At 69.6% G+C, this 21,408-nt stretch carries 21 protein-coding genes and 1 pseudogene; 12 read left to right on the forward strand and 10 right to left on the reverse strand.

The annotated features are described in order from the left end of the window. Positions 1–209: 209 nt before the first annotated feature. Together IE252_RS41850 and IE252_RS41855 are read right to left on the reverse strand one after the other, a co-directional pair. Positions 210–869 (reverse strand): class I SAM-dependent methyltransferase, encoded by a 660-nt coding sequence (locus tag IE252_RS41850; RefSeq protein ID WP_190094767.1) that lies wholly within the window; start codon positions 867–869, stop codon positions 210–212. Positions 870–935: 66 nt separating this feature from the next. Further along, a complete protein-coding gene (locus tag IE252_RS41855) occupies positions 936–1,304 on the reverse strand; it encodes a glycine-rich domain-containing protein (RefSeq protein ID WP_229849150.1) in 369 nt (122 codons plus the stop codon). A gap of 623 nt (positions 1,305–1,927) precedes the next feature. Between IE252_RS41855 and IE252_RS41860 the strand changes: the two genes are divergently transcribed. Continuing rightward, a complete protein-coding gene (locus IE252_RS41860; RefSeq protein WP_190094769.1) occupies positions 1,928–2,707 on the forward strand; it encodes a helix-turn-helix domain-containing protein in 780 nt (259 codons plus the stop codon). A 289-nt stretch (positions 2,708–2,996) separates the two neighbouring features. Here the strand turns inward: IE252_RS41860 and IE252_RS41865 are convergent, their stop codons facing one another. Next, the gene (locus tag IE252_RS41865; RefSeq protein WP_190094784.1) at positions 2,997–3,428 is read right to left on the reverse strand and encodes an NUDIX hydrolase; all 432 of its coding nucleotides are present in this window, start codon (positions 3,426–3,428) and stop codon (positions 2,997–2,999) included. A gap of 71 nt (positions 3,429–3,499) precedes the next feature. Between IE252_RS41865 and IE252_RS41870 the strand changes: the two are divergent. The 5 genes and pseudogenes from IE252_RS41870 to pstB form a co-directional block, all read left to right on the forward strand. Continuing rightward, a pseudogene (locus IE252_RS41870) lies at positions 3,500–3,820 on the forward strand (NUDIX hydrolase); the annotation flags it as partial. 270 nt (positions 3,821–4,090) lie between these two features. Next, a complete protein-coding gene (pstS, locus tag IE252_RS41875) occupies positions 4,091–5,233 on the forward strand; it encodes a phosphate ABC transporter substrate-binding protein PstS (RefSeq protein WP_190094770.1) in 1,143 nt (380 codons plus the stop codon). Positions 5,234–5,377: 144 nt separating this feature from the next. After that, positions 5,378–6,373 carry a phosphate ABC transporter permease subunit PstC gene (gene pstC / locus IE252_RS41880; RefSeq protein WP_190094771.1) on the forward strand — a complete coding sequence of 332 codons (996 nt, stop codon included), beginning with the start codon at positions 5,378–5,380 and terminating at the stop codon, positions 6,371–6,373. After that, on the forward strand, positions 6,373–7,449 hold the full coding sequence (gene pstA, locus IE252_RS41885; RefSeq protein WP_190094772.1) for a phosphate ABC transporter permease PstA: 1,077 nt from the start codon (positions 6,373–6,375) through the stop codon (positions 7,447–7,449). The genes pstC and pstA overlap by 1 nt, the downstream gene beginning before the upstream one ends. A 52-nt stretch (positions 7,450–7,501) precedes the next feature. Continuing rightward, complete coding sequence (gene pstB / locus IE252_RS41890; RefSeq protein WP_101389336.1) at positions 7,502–8,278, forward strand: phosphate ABC transporter ATP-binding protein PstB; 777 nt, start codon at positions 7,502–7,504, stop codon at positions 8,276–8,278. A gap of 360 nt (positions 8,279–8,638) precedes the next feature. Here the strand turns inward: pstB and IE252_RS41895 are convergent, their stop codons facing one another. Both IE252_RS41895 and IE252_RS41900 read right to left on the reverse strand, forming a co-directional pair. Further along, entirely contained in the window at positions 8,639–9,637 is a 999-nt protein-coding gene (locus tag IE252_RS41895; RefSeq protein ID WP_190094773.1) for an inorganic phosphate transporter, read from the reverse strand. Between the two features lie 5 nt (positions 9,638–9,642). Continuing rightward, positions 9,643–10,263: a DUF47 domain-containing protein gene (locus IE252_RS41900; protein ID WP_190094774.1), complete on the reverse strand. Its 621-nt coding sequence runs from the start codon at positions 10,261–10,263 to the stop codon at positions 9,643–9,645. Between the two features lie 206 nt (positions 10,264–10,469). Between IE252_RS41900 and IE252_RS41905 the strand changes: the two genes are divergently transcribed. Beyond that, the gene (locus IE252_RS41905) at positions 10,470–10,808 is read left to right on the forward strand and encodes a metal-sensitive transcriptional regulator (protein WP_188272847.1); all 339 of its coding nucleotides are present in this window, start codon (positions 10,470–10,472) and stop codon (positions 10,806–10,808) included. 270 nt (positions 10,809–11,078) lie between these two features. On the opposite strand, the gene IE252_RS41910 is transcribed toward IE252_RS41905, so the two are convergent. Together IE252_RS41910 and IE252_RS41915 are read right to left on the reverse strand one after the other, a co-directional pair. Next, positions 11,079–11,261, reverse strand: a complete 183-nt coding sequence (locus IE252_RS41910) for a hypothetical protein (protein WP_373298696.1) — start codon at positions 11,259–11,261, stop codon at positions 11,079–11,081. A 126-nt stretch (positions 11,262–11,387) separates the two neighbouring features. Beyond that, positions 11,388–12,251, reverse strand: a complete 864-nt coding sequence (locus IE252_RS41915; RefSeq protein ID WP_190094776.1) for an SCO4651 family lipoprotein — start codon at positions 12,249–12,251, stop codon at positions 11,388–11,390. A gap of 111 nt (positions 12,252–12,362) precedes the next feature. Here IE252_RS41915 and IE252_RS41920 point away from each other — a divergent pair, with 111 nt between their 5' ends. Continuing rightward, positions 12,363–12,518: a hypothetical protein gene (locus IE252_RS41920; RefSeq protein WP_190094777.1), complete on the forward strand. Its 156-nt coding sequence runs from the start codon at positions 12,363–12,365 to the stop codon at positions 12,516–12,518. A gap of 88 nt (positions 12,519–12,606) precedes the next feature. Continuing rightward, a complete protein-coding gene (locus IE252_RS41925; protein WP_190094778.1) occupies positions 12,607–14,202 on the forward strand; it encodes an FAD-binding oxidoreductase in 1,596 nt (531 codons plus the stop codon). Between the two features lie 52 nt (positions 14,203–14,254). Here IE252_RS41925 and IE252_RS41930 read toward each other — a convergent pair whose 3' ends face one another. The 3 genes from IE252_RS41930 to IE252_RS41940 form a co-directional block, all read right to left on the reverse strand. After that, positions 14,255–14,992, reverse strand: coding sequence for a phosphatase PAP2 family protein (locus IE252_RS41930; RefSeq protein WP_190094779.1), 738 nt, complete (start codon positions 14,990–14,992; stop codon positions 14,255–14,257). 209 nt (positions 14,993–15,201) lie between these two features. Continuing rightward, complete coding sequence (locus tag IE252_RS41935) at positions 15,202–16,218, reverse strand: C40 family peptidase (protein WP_190094780.1); 1,017 nt, start codon at positions 16,216–16,218, stop codon at positions 15,202–15,204. Between the two features lie 68 nt (positions 16,219–16,286). Beyond that, positions 16,287–17,954 (reverse strand): serine/threonine-protein kinase, encoded by a 1,668-nt coding sequence (locus IE252_RS41940; RefSeq protein WP_190094781.1) that lies wholly within the window; start codon positions 17,952–17,954, stop codon positions 16,287–16,289. A 206-nt stretch (positions 17,955–18,160) separates the two neighbouring features. Here IE252_RS41940 and IE252_RS41945 point away from each other — a divergent pair, with 206 nt between their 5' ends. From IE252_RS41945 to IE252_RS41955, 3 genes are read left to right on the forward strand one after another with little or no spacing between them, the layout of a single operon-like run. Continuing rightward, on the forward strand, positions 18,161–18,604 hold the full coding sequence (locus IE252_RS41945; RefSeq protein ID WP_190094782.1) for a hypothetical protein: 444 nt from the start codon (positions 18,161–18,163) through the stop codon (positions 18,602–18,604). Positions 18,605–18,611: 7 nt separating this feature from the next. Further along, positions 18,612–20,507: an alpha/beta hydrolase gene (locus tag IE252_RS41950; RefSeq protein ID WP_229849151.1), complete on the forward strand. Its 1,896-nt coding sequence runs from the start codon at positions 18,612–18,614 to the stop codon at positions 20,505–20,507. After that, positions 20,504–21,094: a hypothetical protein gene (locus tag IE252_RS41955; RefSeq protein WP_190094783.1), complete on the forward strand. Its 591-nt coding sequence runs from the start codon at positions 20,504–20,506 to the stop codon at positions 21,092–21,094. Before IE252_RS41950 ends, IE252_RS41955 begins: the two co-directional genes overlap by 4 nt. Positions 21,095–21,408 lie beyond the last annotated feature (314 nt).

The following is a 21,408-nucleotide window of genomic DNA, read 5'->3' on the forward strand; positions in this document are numbered from 1 at the left end:
CGCCACCGCCATCCCCGCAGGTGCATGCACTACAAGCTCCACACCGCGATCATCACGGACGGCATCCTTGACAAGACACCACCTGGCTAAACGCAATGGCGTTGCACGAGGCGGGACGTCATCAGGAATGAGGGGGGGCATGGCCTGCGGTACGTCAAGTGGAAGACGTACGAGACACAGCGATGACGTACACCACCAAGGCGGCCCGGCTACTTGGTGCCGTCCGTCAAGGTTTCGGCACGTACCAGCAAAGTGCCCAGCGATTCTCGGCCGGGCGGCGGGATGACCTTCGCTGTGATGTTCGCAAAACCGGCTGAGTCCAGCAGGGTGGCCCACTCGTCACCGGAGTAGTCCCAGCGTGAGACAGCACGTGCCTCCCGCAGTATGCCGACTGGCCCTTGTTCCTCGGCCGGTGGCTTGTGGGAGAAGGCGAACACCCCACCGGGCATCAATTGCTGACGTACAAGAGGCAGGAGCTGTTGAGGGTTCGTGAACCACACCGCACCGAAGATCGAGAACACAGCGTCGAACATGCCTGGACAGCCCTTGAGGAATTCGGTTGCCTCAGCTGTGACGAAGGAGAGACCGGGAAAGTGACCCCAACGAGCCTCAGCCTTCTCCCGTTGGCTGGGGGCGATGTCCACGCCGACGCACACGGCACCCTGCGCGGCAAGATGGGCGAGGTTGCAACCCGTTCCGCAGCCCAGTTCCAGCACCCTGCGCCCCTGGATCTCTCCGAGTACCGATTCGTCGGGACCGTGATCTGGGTACTGCGTCCAGTTCAACCACGTCCGGGCGCCCGCAGCGTTGACAGCACGTCTCGGTTGACGGTTCTGGGCGTACCGCTCCCAGGCTGTCACGGCCTCCATGCTGTCCCCTTCGTGCAGTGGCTCCCCCGGAGTGCAGGGGAGCCACTGTGCCTCATGAGCGTGGCTCTACTTGCTTACGGGACTGTCCGAGCAGCATGCATGGCACTGGTGGCACTCGGCCGCCTTGGCGTTCCACAGCTCTCGGTCGATGACGAACCCAGCATCCCTGATCGCTTGGACTGTGCCCTTCAGGACGTACGGCTGGCTTGCCTTCTCCTCGGGCAGATGGGGCACGTGGTGGATGTACCGCCCGGCGTGCTTCAGGCAGAACTCCGTGTAGTTGATCGTGTCGAGCACGAACGTGTGGACGCCGAAGTCCACCAACCGAGCTGGCCCCATGTCCACGTCGGGACGCTCCGCCGAGGTGACCAGGTAGGCGATGGCCTGACCGAATGTGCGCTCAGCCAGCTCCCTCTTCATGTCGTGGTCACGCATGATCAGCCGTACCTCACGCTCCCAGACTTCGGGGGTGACGCACGTGCGGGGGTCCCTCACTTGCACTGCTGTAGCCACCAGATGTCCCTTCTCTCGATGGGTGCGCTGGAACCTGTCTCCCTGCTCAGGAGGTGGAGACTGAACAGGGGGCAGGGACGTGCCCCGAACCCCCGGCCGGGACGGGACCACTCGTGACTGTGGTCGGGCCGGGGGCTCGGGAGTCTTCAGTGGGAGGTGCGGCGCCTCAGCAATCGGAGCCCCTGAGCGTTGCGGCTGTGCTTGGCCAAGGCTCTGAGCTGAATCAGCTCTCTGTCAGAGGCCGCGCGGACAGCCACGGTGCGCGTGTGCCAACGAAGCCCCGACGGCCGTTCCAGGGTCAGCCTCGTGCCCTTCTGTTCCTGCACGACTCCAACCATCTGACTGCCCCGGTCGAACACGGCTGTGCCGGACTTCCACTCCATCGTGTGCGTCATCGCATCCGCCCTACGTCAGCTCTTGTGGGTGCGGACCGATGCTCTCCCCCGGCGCCGGTCACTGCGACGACATCCACGGCGTCCAAAGGGCGTCACTCGGAGGCGTCAATTCGGTGTCATTGGGAGCCATTTGGCTCTAGCGTGGATCGTATGACGACGACCACAGCCTTACCGAATGATGTGCTGCGGGCCGTGCGAATCGGCCTGCGGATGAGCCAGGACGACCTTGCCAAAGCGCTCCGCAAAGCAGGGGATGAGCTTGGGGAGCCGAACGACGCTTCGAAGCGTCTGGTGCAACGCTGGGAGTCCGGCGTGAGCAAGTCTCCGCGTGGGGTGTACGCGCGAGCTCTGGAGCACGTAACAGGCCGCCCCATCGAGGCACTGGGGTTCACTCTGCCTGTGCCGATGGCACGGGTTCACGAGGACGGCGCAGGAGGGCATGACATGGATGCTGGGACCGAGGGTGTCACGGTCACTTCCGGCGCAGTCCAGACGGCCGTTCAAGGGGCCCAGGAGAACATGTCGGGAGTGTGGCTCAGCCGGTACGAGTTCTTCTCGTCCAGCCGCGACGCAACCTACGAGGGCAAGCACTACGTAGTGATCGTGCAGCACGGGAGCAGGTTGACCGCCCAGAGCCTTCCGGGAGCATCGAGTAACCCGGACAGCCCCCTGACCCTGGAGCTGACCCTTGACCGCAACGTCGTTACTGGCGTGTGGACGGAGCAGACGGCATCTGACGGTTACTACCAGGGCGCCCGCTACCACGGAGCACTGCAACTCCTTGTAGAGCCAACGGGTCGCCGTATGGCCGGTAAGTGGGTCGGCTTCGGCAAGGACTTCGACGTGAACACAGGACCCTGGGAACTGCGGCTCATGGACCGCTCCATGAGCAAGGCGACCCTGGAGCGGTACAGCAACGCTCCGGAGTGAGTCTCTGCCTGGTGTCAGAGATCAGCCCCTGCTCGGGAGCAAACAACCCCATCTACGGTGGGCAGCGAGGAGCAGCAGACACGAAGCGGGGGCCGAACCATTTCGGCCCAACCCCCGCGTTCCTTCCACACCTATCAGGAAGCCTCCCCCGCGTGACTGCGAAACAGCTCTCCGAGTGCTCCTCGCTGCTCTGCCGACGGCTCAGGCGCCCGCTCCAGTTCCCGAGCGATCCAGTCCTCCAGGCTCATAGCGGCCCGGCCGCTCCATACCTTCTCGCTCGGCACAACGGTCACAACGCCACCCCTTCCGCCTCCAGGACAGCGAGGAGGATGCGCACCAACTCCGTATCCCTCTCATGCGAGAGGCGCTGTACAGCGAGGAAAGGAGACAGCCATTCCAACGCGTCGACCTCTTCGTTTGGCGTGAACCTTCCCTCGGTCGCTTGTGCGGCCCAGTACCTGACCTGCTTGGGCCGGCCGTAGGCGTCGACGTAGTGGACAGTCGGCAGCGAGTTCCCGAGCACGCATCGAAAGCCCGTCTCCTCCAGGACTTCACGGCGTGCGGCCGTCTCTGCGGTCTCACCGCGCTTCAGCTTCCCCTTGGGCAGCGACCAGTCATCCCACTTCGGTCGATGGACGAGAGCCAGCTCAACGCCATGTCCGTGGGCCTCGGGCCGCCACAGTGCGCACCCTGCTGCGTAGACAGTCGATGCATCCTTCATGCCTGTCCTGTACCCCGGTGGCACTTGAACCTGCCCTGACCTGCACTTTTCTGCCATGTGGTTGATGTTCATACGACGACTGGTCGCATCCGAAGGGCAAGCTCAAGCGGGGCGAGGAGCCGCTCGCGGGGGCGCTCCGGGAGGTCCTGGAGGAGACTGGGCACGGCTGTGTGCCCGGTGCCAGGCTGCCCACCGCGTACTACACCGACGCGCAGGGCCGCCCCAAGACGGTCGACTACTGGGCCGCCGAGGCGGGCGAGGGGCGCTTCATACCCGGCGACGAGGTGGACCGGCTGCTGTGGCTGGCCCCGGCGGCCGCCCGCCACCGGCTCACCCAGCCCCGCGACCGGCAGCTGGTCGACGCGCTGCTGGACGTGCTGCACCGGGCCTGACGGGAAAACCGGGGGCCCGCGACACCCCGTGGACGCCCTCCGGCGGGGTGTTGTTCACCCCCGGAGCCCGCTGAACACAAACAGATAACGGTCGGCACCGCACTGACCGCCATGGTTCACCTTCCGTTCACTCTCCTCCGTCGGCGGCTTCACCTGTTCTGCCTAATTTCGGCCTTACACGGTGCGAGGCGACCCGCCCGACCGGACACCTCTTCGCACGCCGCCGTACAACGAACGGACACCGGCGGCTCCTGGAAGGAACACCCGAAAGTGAAGCTTCAGCGCAAGAACCGGCTCCGCGCCACCGCTCTCGGCGTCATCGCCGTGTCCAGCGCCCTGGCCCTCACGGCGTGCGGCAGCGACGACAACGACAAGGGTTCGAGCTCCACCGGCGGCACCGGCAAGACGAGCGCCGCGTCGAACATCAAGTGCGACGGTGCCAAGGGCCAGCTGCTGGCCTCCGGCTCCTCCGCGCAGAAGAACGCCATGGACCTGTGGGTCAAGAACTACATGGCGGCCTGCAAGGGTGTGGAGATCAACTACAAGGCCTCCTCGTCCGGTGAGGGCATCATCGCCTTCAACCAGTCCCAGGTCGGCTTCGCCGGCTCCGACTCCGCGCTGAAGCCGGAGGAGGTCACCAACTCCAAGAAGGTCTGCACCGGCGGCGGCCAGGGCATCAACCTCCCGATGGTCGGCGGCCCGATCGCGATCGGCTACCACCTGGAGGGTGTCGACAGCCTGGTCCTGGACGCCCCGACCGTCGCGAAGATCTTCAACAGCAAGATCAAGAACTGGAACGACGAGGCCATCGCCAAGCTGAACCCGTCGGCGAAGCTCCCGGACAAGGCGATCCAGGCCTTCCACCGCTCGCAGGACTCCGGCACCACGCAGAACCTCGGCAAGTACCTCGGCGCCACCGCCAAGGCCGACTGGCCGTACCCGGCCGAGAAGAAGTGGCCGGCCCCGGGCGGCCAGGCCGCGGCGGGCTCCTCCGACGTCGCCGCGCAGGTCAAGCAGACGGACGGCGCGATCGGCTACTTCGAGCTCTCCTACGCCACCGCGCAGTCCATCAAGACCGTGGACCTGAACACGGGCGCCGCGGCCCCGGTCAAGGCCACCCCGGAGAACGCCTCCAAGGCGATCGCCGCCGCCAAGATCAAGGGCACCGGCAAGGACCTGGCCCTCGGCCTGGACTACACCACCAAGGCCGACGGCGCCTACCCGCTGGTCCTCGTCACGTACGAGATCGCCTGCGACAAGGGCAACAAGGCCGACACCCTCGGCACGGTCAAGTCCTTCCTGACCTACACGGCCGGCGACGAGGGCCAGAAGATCCTGTCGGACGCCGGCTACGCGCCGATCCCGGCCGAGATCAACGCCAAGGTCCGCGAGACCGTCGCCGGCCTCCAGTAACACCTGTCGGGCCGACGGACGACCGCTGAGCCGGTCGTCCGGAGGCCTCCGGGGCGGGGGTCCCGATCCGGCCCCCGCCCCCACCATCCGGTGCACCGCCGCCAGGGGACACCAGCCGTCCCCGCCCACAGACCGGAAAGATCAATGGCTTCCATAACCACGAACACCCCGCCGCCACCGGCGGCTCCGGCACCCGCCCTGCGCCGCAAGTCCACCGGCCGCGCGGGCGACAAGGTCTTCCTCGGCCTCTCCCGGGGATCCGGCATCCTCCTGCTCGTCCTGATGGCGTCGATCGCCATCTTCCTGAGCGTCCGCGCCGGCATGGCCATCTCGAAGGACGAGGGCAACTTCCTCACCACCTTCGACTGGGACCCCGCCGCGCAGAAGCCGGTCTTCGGCATCGCCGTCCTGCTCTTCGGCACGGTCGTCAGCTCGATCATCGCGATGGTCATCGCGGTTCCGATCGCTGTCGGCATCGCGCTGTTCATCTCGCACTACGCGCCGCGCAAGCTGGCCGCCCCCCTCGCCTACGTCGTGGACCTGCTGGCCGCGGTCCCGTCGATCATCTACGGCATCTGGGGCGCCCTCGTCCTCGTGCCGTACCTCGAAGGCCTGAACTCCTGGCTGGACGAGTACCTCGGCTGGACCTACGTCTTCGAGAAGACCGAGGTCGGCGTCGCCCGCTCGCTCTTCACCGTCGGCATCCTGCTCGCGATCATGATCCTGCCGATCGTGACCAGCGTGAGCCGCGAAGTCTTCCTCCAGGTCCCGCGGATGAACGAGGAAGCCGCGCTGGCGCTCGGCGCCACCCGCTGGGAGGTCATCCGGATGTCGGTGCTGCCCTTCGGCCGCTCCGGCATCATCTCCGCATCGATGCTCGGCCTCGGGCGCGCGCTCGGCGAGACGATGGCCGTCGCCACGGTCCTCTCCCCGAGCTATCTGATCTCGCTGCACCTGCTCAACCCGGGTGGCGGCACCTTCGCCCAGAACATCGCGGCGAAGTTCGACGAGGCCAACCAGCTCGGCCGGGACGCCCTGATCGCGTCCGGCCTGGTCCTCTTCGTCCTCACCCTGCTGGTCAACGGCGCGGCCCGCCTGATCATCGCGCGCCGCAAGGAGTACTCGGGGGCGAACGCCTGATGTCGAACGCAGTAGTTCAGGACACTCGCCCGCCGGCCTCCGCGCCCCGCAAGGGCAGCCTGAGCCGCCGGGGCCTGCCCCGCTGGGCCGGGGCCGCCTTCGGCGCCGCCGGCATCGCGCTCGGCTGCGGCATCGGCCTCGTCTTCGGCCTCGACTCCAAGGTCCAGTGGGGCCTGATCTCCGCGATCCTGTTCGTGCTCATCTCGTACGTGGCCACCTCGGTCGTCGAGAACAAGCGCCAGGCCAAGGACCGCGTCGCCACCAGCCTCGTCTGGGTCTGCTTCATCCTCGCCCTCGTCCCGCTGGTCTCCCTGCTGTGGACGACGATCAAGCGCGGCAGCAAGGCCCTGAGCGGGGACTTCCTCTCGCACTCGATGAACGGCGTGACCGGCTTCGAGCCCGGCGGCGGCGTCTACCACGCGCTGATCGGCACCCTGGAGCAGGTCGGCATCGCCACGGTGATCTCCGCCCCGCTCGGCCTGCTGACCGCGGTCTACCTGGTGGAGTACGGCAAGGGCGCGCTCGCCAAGGCCGTGACGTTCTTCGTGGACGTCATGACCGGCATCCCCTCCATCGTGGCGGGTCTGTTCATCCTGACCCTGATGCTGATGTTCGAGCTCAAGCCGTCCGGCTTCATGGGCTCGCTGGCGCTGTCGATCCTGATGATGCCGGTCGTGGTCCGCTCCACCGAGGAGATGCTCAAGCTCGTCCCGAACGAGCTGCGCGAGGCGTCGCTGGCCCTCGGCGTGCCGAAGTGGCGCACGATCCTGAAGGTGGTCCTGCCGACCGCGATCGGCGGCATCACCACGGGCGTCATGCTCGCCATCGCCCGTATCGCCGGTGAGACCGCGCCGATCATGCTGCTCGTCTTCGGCAGCCAGCTGATCAACACGAACCCCTTCGACGGCGCCCAGTCCTCGCTCCCCTTCTACATCTGGGAGCAGTACCGGGTCGGCAGCGACGCGTCCTACGACCGCGGCTGGGCCGCGGCCCTGGTGCTGATCGCCTTCGTCATGATCCTCAATCTGGTGGCCCGCGGCATCGCCCGCTGGAAGGCCCCCAAGACCGGTCGCTGACGCGGCCACTCAGCGACCCTTCCTCACCCGCTCGAAAGAAGCAGTGATCCCCATGGCCAAGCGAATCGACGTCAGCGGCCTGACCGCGTACTACAGCTCCCACAAGGCCATCGAGGACATCTCGATGACCGTGGAGCCCCGCTCCGTGACCGCCTTCATCGGCCCGTCCGGCTGCGGCAAGTCCACGTTCCTGCGCACCCTGAACCGGATGCACGAGGTCACCCCCGGTGGCCGCGTCGAGGGCAAGGTGCTCCTGGACGACGAGAACCTGTACGGCAAGGACGTCGACCCGGTCGCCGTGCGCCGTACGGTCGGCATGGTCTTCCAGCGCCCGAACCCGTTCCCCACCATGTCGATCTTCGACAACGTGGCGGCCGGGCTGCGGCTGAACGGCTCGTACAAGAAGAACCAGCTGGCGGACGTCGTCGAGAAGTCCCTCAAGGGCGCGAACCTCTGGAACGAGGTCAAGGACCGCCTCAACAAGCCCGGCTCGGGCCTGTCCGGCGGCCAGCAGCAGCGTCTGTGCATCGCCCGCGCGATCGCGGTCGAGCCGGACGTCCTCCTGATGGACGAGCCCTGCTCGGCGCTCGACCCGATCTCCACGCTCGCCATCGAGGACCTGATCGGCGAGCTGAAGGAGCGCTTCACGATCGTCATCGTGACGCACAACATGCAGCAGGCGGCGCGCGTCTCGGACCGCACGGCCTTCTTCAACCTGGCGGCCGTCGGCCAGCCCGGCCGTCTCATCGAGATCGACGAGACCGAGCGGATCTTCTCCAACCCGTCCGTCCAGGCGACGGAGGACTACATCTCGGGCCGCTTCGGCTAGGCCCGCCCCGCACGTCTGCGGTGCTGCATGGCGGTGCCACCGCAAGACGAAGGGCCCGCCCCCTGGTGTCAGGGGGCGGGCCCGTTTTTGTGCCCGGTCTTCGTCTGCGGGTGGGTGGCTGGCGGGCCGCGCAGTTCCCCGCGCCCCTAGGTAGTCGGCCGCAGCCGGAGAACCCAGCTCAGCCATAGTCCTTTAGGGGCGCGGGGCTGTGACATTTGCGGCTCCGCCGCGCGGGCGCGACCAGCAAGGGATGCCGCGTAGCGGCATTTCAGGGGCGCGGGGAACTGCGCGACCAGCCACCCACGGTCCGCAGACAAAAAAAGGGGGCCCGGGGCGAAGCCCCGGACCCCACAGAACGGCTCAGCCGAAGAAGATGCGCACCACGTAATAGCTCGCCGCCGCGACCAGCGCAGCCGCCGGCATCGTGATGAACCACCCCAGGATGATGTTCTTCGCGACACCCCATCGCACCGCGTTCACCCGCTTGGTCGCCCCCACACCCATGATCGCCGAGGTGATCACATGCGTAGTGGAGATCGGCGCGTGGAACAGGAACGCGGACCCGAACATGATCGACGCACCGGTCGTCTCCGCCGCGAACCCCTGCGGCGGATCCAGCTCAATGATCTTGCGCCCGAGCGTCCGCATGATGCGCCACCCACCCGCGTACGTCCCCAGCGACAGCATCGCCGCACAAGCGATCTTCACCCAGATCGGGATCTCGTCGCCCGCGGACTGCACGTCCGCGATGACCAGGGCCATCACCACGATGCCCATCGTCTTCTGCGCGTCCTGGAGACCGTGACCGAGCGCCATGCCCGCCGCGGAGACCGTCTGCGCGATACGGAAGCCGCGCTTCGCCTTGTGCGGGTTCGCCTTGCGGAACATCCACAGGATCGCGCACATCACCAGATAGCCGACGACGAGGCCGACCACCGGCGAGATGAACATCGGGATGACGATCTTGTCGAGCACCCCGTTCCAGTGGACCGTCGTCCCGCCCGCGAGCGCCGCGCCGACCATGCCGCCGAACAGGGCGTGCGAGGACGAGGACGGCAGCCCGAAGTACCAGGTCACCAGGTTCCAGATGATCGCCCCGACCAGCGCGGCGAACAGGATCCCCATGCCCTTGTTGCCCTCGGGCGTGGCGATCAGGCCTTCGCTGACGGTCTTGGCGACACCGCTGCCGAGGAAGGCACCGGCCAGGTTCATGACCGCGGCCATCGCCAGCGCCGCACGCGGGGTCAGCGCCCGCGTCGAGACGGAGGTGGCGATGGCGTTCGCCGAGTCGTGGAACCCGTTCGTGTACGTGAATCCGAGCGCGACCGCGATGGTCACGACCAGTGCAAAGGTGTCCACGAAGCTCAGGACTCCTTGACGGCGATGGTCTCCACCGTGTTCGCCACGTGCTCGAAGGCGTCGGCGGCCTCTTCGAGTACGTCCACGATCTGCTTGAGCTTGAGCACCTCAATGGCGTCGTACTTGCCGTTGAAGAGATGGGCGAGCAGCTTGCGGTGGATCTGGTCGGCCTGGTTCTCCAGCCGGTTGACCTCGATCCAGTACTCGGTGAGGTTGGACATCGTCCGCAGGTTCGGCATGGCCTCGGCGGTCAGCTCGGCCGCCCGGGCCAGCACCTCGATCTGCTGCTCGACACCCTTGGGCAGTTCCTCGACGTTGTAGAGGACGACGAGGTCGACGGCCTCCTCCATGAAGTCCATGATGTCGTCGAGCGACGAAGCGAGGGTGTAGATGTCCTCGCGGTCGAACGGCGTGATGAACGAGGAGTTCAGCTGGTGGAAGATCGCGTGGGTCGCGTCGTCGCCCGCGTGCTCCGCTGCCCGCATCCGCTCCGCGATCTCGGCCCGGGATGCGGAGTCCGCTCCGAGCAGTTCCATCAGGAGCTTCGAGCCCGTGACGATGTTGTCCGCGGATGCGGCGAACATGTCGTAGAAGCTCGTCTCCCTGGGGGTCAGACGAAAGCGCACGTGGGGTCCTCGGGGTGCTTTGGATTCGGTCAGGCTGATGCTAGGCGCATCATCCGGCCACGGCTAACCGGCGTACTTCAGTGTCGCCCATCAGGCACAGTGATCAGCACGGGCCCCCGGCCCGTTTCCGGGCCCGCTTTCGCAGGGTTCGTTACCCTATACCCACGAGGGGTATCCACCCCCTCTTCGCACCACGGGAGGACGCGATGACGACCACCGAGCCCGCCGAGCCGGACACCGTCCTCACGGACCAGCCGCACGCCGTGCACGGCTACCACAAGCAGAAGGACGAGCACCTCAAGCGGCTGCGCCGCATCGAGGGCCAGATCCGCGGGCTGCAGCGCCTGGTGGACGAGGACGTCTACTGCATCGACATACTCACCCAGGTCTCCGCCTCCACGAAGGCACTCCAGTCCTTCGCCCTCCAGCTCCTGGAGGAGCACCTGCGGCACTGCGTGGCGGACGCGGCGGTCAAGGGCGGCGGCGAAATCGACGCCAAGGTAGAAGAGGCCACCAAGGCCATCGCCCGCTTGCTGCGCACGTAAGACAACCCCGCGCCGCCGCTGTGGGCAATCGTGCCGCTAGGGGCGGCACGGGTGGGCACAGCGGCACCCCCGCCCCGCCGGGCTGCGCCCGTTGTGCCCACCCTCCCCCAAGCTCTCGGCTTCGCTCGAGCAGGGGGGACCCCCAGCCCTGCGGAACGCCTGCCCACAACGAGGGGGAGGCAGCACGTCAGTGAACCCACCCCGGCCACCTGGCCGAAACCCATCGACCCAGCCCGGGCACACCCACCCCGCACCCCCACTTGGCCGGAATCAACCCCCGCCCCCCACACGCCCCTCCGGCTCGACCTTGAGTACCTCGTCGATCAGGTCCGGACTGAGCCGCTCCCCGTCCGCGGCCGACGCGGCGATCATCAGCTCGCCGCACAGCTCGATCTCGACGAGGGCCACGTGGTCCTGGACGGTTGCGCTGCGAAGCCCGGCCACGCACCTCACCCCTCTACCCCTCTTTCTGCCGTCGTCGGCTTCCTAGCGTAGGGAGGAGGACACACACCGCGCATGGCACGGACGGACCATTTCCGCCACCGCCCATGACTGAATTCCCGAACGCCCCCCGAACCCCTATGACTCGATCTTTCCGGCGTAGATGTCCCGGTCCGCCGGCAGCCGGACGACCGCGGGCACCCCGAACCCGTACAGCAGCGTGGTCGAGGCGACCGCGACCGTACGCCCCCCGTTGACGTAGCTGAACTGCTGACGCAGCTTGCGCAGCAGGCCCTGCGCGTCGAAGTACGCGTCGAACGGAACCGCGCCCTTCGACCTGCCGAACCCTTTCGCCGCCGCCGCCAGCGATCCGCGCGCGTGCGGCCCGGCCGCGCCCGCCGCGCGGGGGATGTCGGCGGTGCCCCGGTAGTGCCGGACCCGGACGCCCGCCAGGTCCTCCTCGCCCACGAAGCTCACGGCGCCCGCCCCGCGCAGCAGTTCGGCCGCGACCATCGGGTCGGTGACCCCGCCGGTCACCAGGTTCCCGTCGGGCAGCGTCGCCGTGTCGACCCGGACCCACTTGTCGGCGGGGACGCCCGCGCCCCGGTTCTTCATGTACAGCGCACCGGGCGCGAGCAGTTCGGTGATCGGCCGGTGCTCCTCCGCGCCCGCCGCGTCCTTCGGCAGCAGCACCTTCAACTGGCCCATGCGGCGCGCGAAGTCGTACACCCCCTCGCCCCGGATCGTCACCCTCGTCCCGCCCGCGGCCATCTCCATCGACGTGCTGGTCTTGGAGCTGCGGGCGGCCACCAGCGCGTCGACCGCTCCCGCCACCACCTGGCCCGGCTCGACCGTGTGCGCGTCAGGGCCGCCCGCGCCCGGGGAGCCGCCTGCCCCGCACCCGGTGACGAGCGCGCCCGCGGCCACCGCGGCGGCCGTCACGCCGGTCACGACGGCACCGGCGAACCCCGCGCCCCCACGCCTCTGCCACCGCACCGTCATCGCCGTCCAACCCCCAAACGCCATCCACGACCCGCCACACCACCCGCCCCGCTTAACGACCGCGTCCCCACCCCGGTCACGCCCGCGCCCGGCCCTGGGTACCGTGGGCTGGTGCCCCACCAAGCCTCAGCTCCTGAGCACCGCACCAGCACGACGGAACGCGGCAGCTTCGCCCACGCCCGCTGCACCTGCGGCTGGGCCGGCCCCGCCCGCCGCTCCCGCGACAAGGCCAGAACGGACGCGGAGCAGCACGAGTCGGCGGTCTAGCCGCACCCCGGCCCCCGTCCCGTTCGAAGAACGGGACGGTTCGGAACAGGGCGGTTCGGAACACGGTCCTCCGGGAACACGTCCCCGCATGGACCGCCGCTCCCTCCTCGCCGCGGGGGCCGGCGCCGCCCTCGCCACCACGGCGTCCGCCTGCACCTCCGGCGCCTCCCGCGCGCAGCCCTCCCGCTCCCCCGGCCCGCCCACGGCCACCGGCGGCACCGGGCGGCCCGCCGCGTCCGCCTCCCCGGCCGCCTGGACCGCCCTCGCGCGCTCGCTGGCCGGGTCCCTGGTGCGGCCGGGCGACGCCGCGTACCCGACCGCGCGCCAGCTCTACAACACCCGCTTCGACGGTCTGAAGCCGTCGGCCGTCGCGTACGTGGCGAACGACTCCGACGTCCAGGAGTGCCTGGCCTTCGCCCGCGCCCACCGCACCCCCGTCGCCCTGCGCAACGGCGGCCACTCGTACGCCGGGTGGTCCTCCGGCACCGGCCGCCTCGTCCTCGACGTGTCGAGGCTGAACCGCGTCCGCGCCGACGGCGGCACCGCCACGGTCGGCGCGGGCGCCCGGCTGCTCGACGTCTACCTCGCCCTGGGCGCGAAGGGCCGGACGATCCCCGGCGGCTCCTGCCCCACCGTCGGCATCACCGGGCTCACCCTCGGCGGCGGCCACGGCGTCGCCACGCGCGCGTACGGAGCGACCTGCGACAGCCTCACCTCCGCGACGCTGATCACCGCCGACGGCAAACGGCTCACCGCCGACGCCGACCGCGAGAGCGATCTCTTCTGGGCGCTGCGCGGCGCGGGCAACGGCAACTTCGGCGTCGTCACCGGGCTCACCTTCCGTACGCACGACGCCCCGCAGACCGTCACCGCGTATCTGACCTGGCCCTGGGCGAAGGCGCGGGCGGTCATCGAGGCCTGGCAGGAGTGGGGACCCGACCAGCCCGACGAGATCTGGTCCGCCGCCCATCTCGCGGCGGCCGCGGGCGGCAGGGCGGCCGGGGCCGCCCCCACGGTCAACGTCTCCGCGTTCTCGCTGGGTTCCCACGGCGACCTCCAGAACGCCGTGGACCGCCTAGCCGACCGCGTCGGCTCCCCCGCCGCCTCCGTCTCGCTGCGCCGCCACGGCTACACCGACGCGATGCTCGCGTACGCCGGGTGCGCCGCCCTCTCCGAGGCGCAGTGCCACCTCCCGGGCGCCACCCCGGGCCGCAGCCCGCAGGGCACGCTCCAGCGCGAGACGTACGCCGCCCGGTCCGCGTTCTTCGACCGGGCGCTCCCGTCCGACGGCGTACGGGCCCTGCTCGCCAGGACCGAGGCCTTCGGGAGCGTGCCGGCCGCGCAGGGCGGCGGGGCGGGGAGCGTGGCGCTCACGGCGCTCGGCGGGGCGCTGAACCGGGTCTCCCCGACGGCCACGGCGTTCGTGCACCGCCGCTCGCGGGTGCTCGCGCAGTACATCGCCTCCTGGCACCCGGGCACCCCCGGAACGGCCCAGCGGGCATGGCTGAATACCACCCATGACGCCCTGAGCCGGTACGCCAACGGGGCCGCCTACCAGAACTACGCCGACCCGGAGCTGAGGGACTGGCGCACGGCCTACTACGGGGCCGCTGCGCCCCGGCTGGCCGAGCTCAAGCGCCGGTACGACCCGACGCGCGTGTTCGACTTCCCGCAGGCGCTGTGAGCCGGGCGGGGCTCACCGCCTTACGCGGCAGCGGGCCGACCGCCGAACCGCCTTACGCCGCCAGGTCGTTCTCGCCCAGCCCCGCGCCCTGCCCCGTCCCCTTGCCCGCTCCCGACCGGGACTCGGGCAGGTCCACGGCGAGCCGCAGCGCGGACTGACCCGCCCGCCGCGACCGTACGAGACGGCCAAGGCGGGGCGAGCGGGCCACCGTCGACACCAGCGGGGTCAGCAGCATCAGCGCGAGCGGCGCGAGCAGCAGGGTGACGGCGGTGCCCAGGGCGAAGCCGCCGATCACGTCCGTGGGGTAGTGCACGCCCATGTAGACCCGGCAGAAGCCCTCCGCGAGGGCGAGACCGATCGCGGCGAGCCCGAACTTGCGGTGCGCGACGAAGAGTCCGGCCCCGATCGCCATCGCCATCGTGGCGTGGTCGCTCACGAACGAGTAGTCCGTCTTGCCGTCGACCAGGACGTCGAGCCCCTTGTGGGAGACGAAGGGCCGGGGCCGCTCCACGAATCCCCTGATGGGGATGTTGACGAGCAGCGCGATCCCGGCGCCGAGCGGCGCCCAGACCAGGGCCGCGAGGGAGGCGAGGGCGCTCTCGCGGTCCTCGCCCCGGCGCAGGCTCCACCAGCACCAGAGGACGAGCAGGACGAGGGCGAGCAGGATGCCGTACTCGCCGACGAACTCCATGACGCGGTCGAACCACGTGGGGGCGGAAGCGGCGAGTCCGTTGATGTCGTAGAGCAGGCTGACGTCCGGGTTCGACCCGTCCAGCGCGAGTCCAGCCATGCCGAGGCCCCTTGCCTGTGCGTGTAGCTACCAACCCCCGTGGTCAGTACTCCTGCGGTCACTGTCCACTGAACGGCCTGAACGGCCCTCGCGTTCCACTCTCCACGGAATGATCACCACGACGTTACCGAAGAGAGACTCATCGTCGCAGCTCAGGGCCATGGCCTGACGGAGAGTGCCGACGAGATCCGGCCACTTCGTACCGCCGGTCACGTACCCGGTTTGAACGTCGGCAACGCGGCGGCGCCGTCCTTGGTGACCCGGGTCGCGCCGAAGTAGTCGGGCGCGTCGATCTTGTCGAAGCGGATGACGGCGCCGGTGTACGGGGCGTTGATCATGTAGCCGCCGCCGACGTAGAGGCCGACGTGGTGGATGGCGCGGGAGTTGGTGAGGTCGTCGGAGAAGAAGACGAGGTCACCGGGGAGGAGCTCGCCGCGGGCGGGGTGCGGGCCGGCGTTGTACTGGTCGTTGGCGACGCGCGGCAGCGTGATGCCGACGCTCTGGTAGGCGGCCTGGGTAAGCCCCGAACAGTCGAACCGCCCCCCTTGCTCGGCGGTCCCCTCCCCACCCCAGAGGTAGGGCGTCCCGAGCTTCTGCTGCGCGTAGTAGATGGCCCCGGCGGCCTGCTGGGAGGGGGCCACTCGGGTGGTGGGGCGGGCGAAGCTCTTCTCTAGCGTGCGGATGATTTTCACGTAGTTCTTGGTCTCGGGGTACGGCGGCACCCCGCCGTACTTGATCACCGCGTACGCGCCCGCGTTGTAGGCGGCCAGCATGTTGCTGCTCTGGTCCCCGGGCACGTTCTTGACGTATCCGGCCAGTTCGCAGTCGTACGAGGCGGCGGAGGGGATCGCGTCCTGCGGGTCCCAGACGTCCCGCTTCCCGTCCCCGTTGCCGTCGATGCCGTGCGACTCCCAGGTGCCGGGGATGAACTGGGCGATGCCCTGCGCCTTGGCGGGGCTGACGATCGTCGGGTTCCAGCCGCTCTCCTGGTAGAGCTGGGCCGCGAGCAGCGCGGGGTTGACCGCGGGGCAGAGGTTGCCCCACTTCTGCACCAGCGGCTGGTACTTGGCCGGGACGGCGCCCTTGGCCAGCCCGACCGACTTCCCCCCGCCGCCGAGGCCACCGGCCATCCCAGCCGCCGCCGAGTACGTACCGACGACGAGCAGCGCGAGGAAGCTCAGGCACAGCCCGACCCCGATCCCGCCTGCCACCCAGAATTTGCGCACCCGTCAACCCTCCCCCATCGAGGCCGGGTTCACCGCTACTTTCCCGCCAGCCGTGTCGGCCGCGCGTCTCATTCCGCGATGAAACCGGCGCAGACGACGCTCTTGTACTCCTTCGGCCCCGTCACATGCTGGTAGACGACGGTCCATTCGGTCGACTTGTCCCTGGCGAGCGGCAGGGCGGGCAGCACCTTGCCGTTGGCCCGGTAGCTGAAGTCGTCCGGGTATGTCACGTACTTCCACTTGGTCTGGGCGCCCGCGTAGAGGTCGGACGCCTTGCTGACGAAGCCGAGCTGGCGGTTGGGCGTCCGGGACGTCGGGTCGCCATTCGCGTCGACTTCGTGGGGCGGCTTCACCGTCAGGGCGAGGTAGTACGGGGGCGCGCCCGGCTCCTCGTACTTGAGCCGGTAGCCGATCTGCACCTTGCCGGGCGGCACGTCGTCCGTCGGATACTCCTCACCGGTGGTGACCGCGAACTGGAACTGCGCGTCCACCTGCTCCTGCATCGGCTGGCGGCAGCGCTCGGAGAGCGCCGAATAGCCGTCGAGCGAGGGCGCGGTCTGCTCGATGTACTGCGGCGGCCCCACCGGGGTCTTGCCGCCGCCGGACGGCGAGGCGCTCCCCGTCGGGCCGGGGGACTTGGCGGAGCCGGTCGTCGGCGTCTTCGTGCTCCCCGACGCCCCCGCCCCACCCCCGCCCTCCGGCAACCCCCGCAGCACCACCGCCACCGTCACCCCCAGCACCGCCGCCACCGCGACCGTCACCAGCCAGGGGGTGCGGCGGGAGCGGGGGGCGAGGGTGGGGGTGTAGGACGGGGGCGGTGGGGGTGCGTGGTTCGGGGGGATCAGGCCCGCGGCCGTCGCCGTGGGGAGGTCGTGCGGGGGCGGCTCCGTCAGGCCCGTCGTGAGTGCCTGGTAGTACGGGTCCTCCACCAGCGCCGACGTCACCGCGCACCGCACGATGACCTCCGCCGGAGTCGGCCGCTCGGCCGGGTCCTTGGCCGCGCAGGCCAGGATCAGCGCGGCCAGCGAGGGCTCGACGCCCGCCACGTCGACCGCCTCGTGGACGGCCCGGTACGACACCGCGTCCAGCGGCCCCCCACCGAACGGCGCCCTCCCCGTAGCCGCGAACGCAATCGTCGCCCCCAGCGCGAACACGTCCGCCGGGTCGCCGACCTCGTTGCGGAGGAGGACCTCGGGGGCCGTGTAGCCGGGGGTGCCGGGGGCGAGGCCCGGCTGGGTCAGGGCCGTGTCCGCGGCGGCCCGGGCGATGCCGAAGTCGATGAGCTGGGGGCCCTGCGGGGCCAGGATGACGTTCTGGGGCTTGAGGTCCCGGTGCGTCACCCCGTACGCGTGCACGCTCGCCAGCCCCTCCGCCAGCGCCGCGAACAGCTTGCGGCAGGTGTCGGCCGGGAACGGGCCCCGGTCGGCGACGGCCCGGCTCAGGGTCGGCCCGGAGACGTACTCCGTGGCGAGCCAGTACGGCGGCGCCGCCAGCGCCGCGTCGATCAGGTTCGCGGTGTACGCGCTGCGCACCGCCCGTACCGTCTCCGCCTCCCGGCGGAAGCGGGCCAGCGCCTCGGGGTGGTCGGTGATCTCGTCCTTGATCACCTTGAGCGCGACCAGCCGCCCGCCCGGCGAGCGGCCGAGGTAGACCATCCCCATCCCGCCCGCACCCAGCCGGGCGAGCAGGGCGTACGTACCTATGTGTGCCGGGTCCCGGGGCTTGAGCGCGTCCACCGCACGACTCTGTCATGCAACCCTCAGGCGCCTCACGCCCGTTGACCCAGTTGTGATCACTTGGCTGGATAGATACGTCCGGAAATGGTCACTTGGTGTGTGCGGATGTGCACTCCACAGGGCTCGCCTCGCCCTCCCCATCGTTGCTAGGTTGCGTCGGCAAGTAAAGGGATCCAAAAGGCATGGCAACGGGGGAACGGCCGCACATGGCACTCAGCGCGCAGTGGGACGAGCTCTTCGCGGGCGCTCCGCCCAGGTCGGGCGGGCAGGAGCCGCCCGCCGCCGGGATGCGGCTCGCGTCTGCCAACGGCAAAGAAGGGGGCGGCGGCGCCCCCGACATCCAGTTCAGCAAATCCCCCTGGAGCTCCGCCGGCAAGGTCGCCGGGGAGCTGCGCACCGGCACGGCCGGCGCGCTCGCCGACCTCGACTCCGCCTCCGAGGGCGTCACCGCCGGCACCGCGGGCTTCGGCGCCACGGCCGCCCTGGAGGAGATCCGTACGACCTGGAAGGACCGGCTCGGCGCGGTGCGCGACGAGTGCGGGCGCCTCGACGGCGTACTCAGAAGCGTCGGCAAGGACTTCGGCGAGGTCGACGTGAAGGTCGGCAACGACGTGAAGGCCGTCGCCCCGGCCGAGCCGAAGGGCCGGTGATCCGGCCGTGCCCACCTGGCAGCAGCTGCGCGATGTGAAGCTGTCCGAGTTCAGCGACGCCGCCGACGGCTGGGGCAAGGTCTCCAGCCGCGCCAACGCCGCCAAGGACCGCGTCGACAACGAGATGCGCGCGCGGATCCACGAGACGCAGAAGAGCAAGACCGCCGAGGGCGCGGTCGGCGACCTCGGCCGGCTCAGCCGCAACTACCAGTACCTGCACACCGAGTGCGGGCTGATCCGTACCGCGCTCGACGGGCTCGCCACCGAGCTGGCCGAGCCGCAGCGGAAGCTGAAGCAGGCGCTGGAGGACGCGGAGAACCTGAAGTTCACGGTCGAGTCGGACGGGGCGGTGAAGTACCCGACGACCGTCGCGGTCACCGTGCCGCTCGCCCCCGGTCCCGGCGTCGCCAGGCCCGGCGCCCCGGTGCCGTTCCTGGCGGGCAAGGGCGAGGGCGGCGGCGACCCGAACAAGGCGAAGGCCGAGGACATCGCCGAGCGGATCGCCGGGGCGGTCCGCGACGCGGCCGAGATAGACGGCCGGTACGCAGGCGTCCTGCGCCGCCTGAAGTCCCCGGCGGGCCTCGACGTCACCAACGAGATGCTGGTCGACGCGGCGGCGGACACCAAGGACGTCCAGAAGAACGCGAAGTTCCTGCCGGAGTCGAACATCCCCAAGGGGAAGTCCCCGGCCGACAACAAGAAGTGGTGGGACGGGCTGTCCCAGGAGGAGCGCGACGAGTACGCGACCCTCTACCCGGCGGCCGTCGGCGCCCTCGACGGCGTGCCCGCCACGGTCCGGGACGACGCCAACCGGATGGTGCTGGCCGAGACGCGCGCGCAGGTCCAGCTGGACCGCGACGCCCTCGGCCCGGAGCCGGACCGGATGATCATGACGCGGCGCGGCGGCGAGCCGGTGATGATCGAGAACCCCGAGTGGCGCAAGTGGGACAAGAAGCGCGGCCCCCTGGACGCCAAGCTGAAGGGCATGGACGCGATCCAGGCCCGCTTCGACCGCACCGGCGAGGCCGACCGCACCGGCGAGCACCCGCTGCCCGAGGCGTATCTGCTGGGGTTCAACGCCGACGGCATCGGCCGCGCCATCGTGGCCAACGGCAATCCCGACACGGCGACCCACACGTCCGTCTACGTCCCGGGCACCGGCACCAACCTCGAAGGCATCAACGGCGACATCAAGCGGATGGAGACACTCTGGCGCGCCTCTTCCGCCATGGCCGACGGCAGCAAGGTCTCCACGGTCACCTGGTTCGGCTACGACGCCCCGCAGAGCATCATCACGGACGCGCCCCAGAGCGGTTACGCCAACGAGGGCGGCCCCGTCCTCAACAACTTCCTCGGCGGCCTGCGCGCCTCCCACGAGGGCGAGCCCGGCCATCTGACGGCCGTCGGCCACAGCTACGGCAGTACGGTCATCGGCTCGGCCGCCCGCCAGGGCACCCTGCCCGTCGACGACGTCTTCGTGGCGGGCAGCCCCGGCGAGCAGGTCGGCCACGCCTCCGAGATGGACGTGAAGAAGGGCCACGTCTGGGCGGCCAACGCCGACAGCGAGCCCTTCCTGAAGGGCATACCGATCCCGTTCATCGGCGACGACAAGTACGGGGGCATCAACATCCCCTTCGTCTCCAGCGACCCGGTCCCCGAGATCGGCGGCTGGGGGCACGCCCCCAAGAAGCTCGACATCGACGTGCTGCCCTCCTGGATCGACGGCGACGGCATGAGCGTGGTCAAGCCCCTGACCCCGAGCAACCCCGACTTCGGCGCCAACATCGTCGCCACGGACGGCTCCCGGGGCCACAGTGGCTACTGGGACGAAGGGACCCAGAGCCTCCTCAACCAGGCCCGGGTCACGGTGGGCAAGTACGACAAGGTGACGCTCGAACCATGACCGAGATGACGTACAAGAGCCGCCCTCGGCCGCGCCGCGCCGGCGTCGCCGCGGCCCTCGCACTGACCGCGCTGACCGCACTGATCTCCACGACAGGATGCACCGCCATGCAGGACGACGGGCTCGACTACACGCCCCGGAAGATGGCCGTCAAGGACGCCAAGGACCTGGTCCGCAGGCAGTCCAGCGTCATCCTCGACGCCTCGGGCCTGCGGTACGAGACGTCCAACGGATCGCCGGACGTCAGCCCCTGCGAGAAGGTCGAGCACGGCTACCGCGTCAAGCACTTCTGGAAGGCGTACGGCCCGTCCCGCGAGGTCCTGACCGCCGCGCTGCAACGCCTCCACGAGGAGCTGCCCAAGCGCGGCTGGAAGGTCTACCGCTTCGAGAGGGCCAACTCCAAGGCCCAGCAGACGCAGCTCGACGTGGAGGACACGAAGCTCCACCACACGGTGACGATCGAGGAGGACTTCGTCTCCCGCGACCCGTCCGCCTCCAAGTGGGAGAAGGCGGGCCGAGACGGCCTCTTCATCACGGTGGACTCGCCGTGTTACGTGGACCCGGAGTACAAGACGGGCGACCAGTAGGCGCCTGGTCGCCCGGCCGGGGAAGTTGACGGCGCGAACTCATCGGGGCTGAGCGCGAGGACTCTTGCGCACCCCCTGACGTGCTGCTACGTACGAGCGGACTTTTTCTCCCCGCGCCCCGGTTCGCGCTTGCGTACGCCCTGGTCACACCCGTTAGCGTCATCGCGGGGGCGACGGGAGGACCGGTCGCCGGACCGGGACGGGACCACGGGGGAGTACGTGTACGCGCAGAGCTGGCAGCGGTTGCTGGATCAGGCGGGGCAGCCCCGGGGCATGACGCTCGCGTCGGCGGGAGCGGCGGGCGGTGGTGGCTC

The organism is Streptomyces melanogenes, from assembly GCF_014649795.1.
Taxonomy (GTDB): domain Bacteria; phylum Actinomycetota; class Actinomycetes; order Streptomycetales; family Streptomycetaceae; genus Streptomyces; species Streptomyces noboritoensis.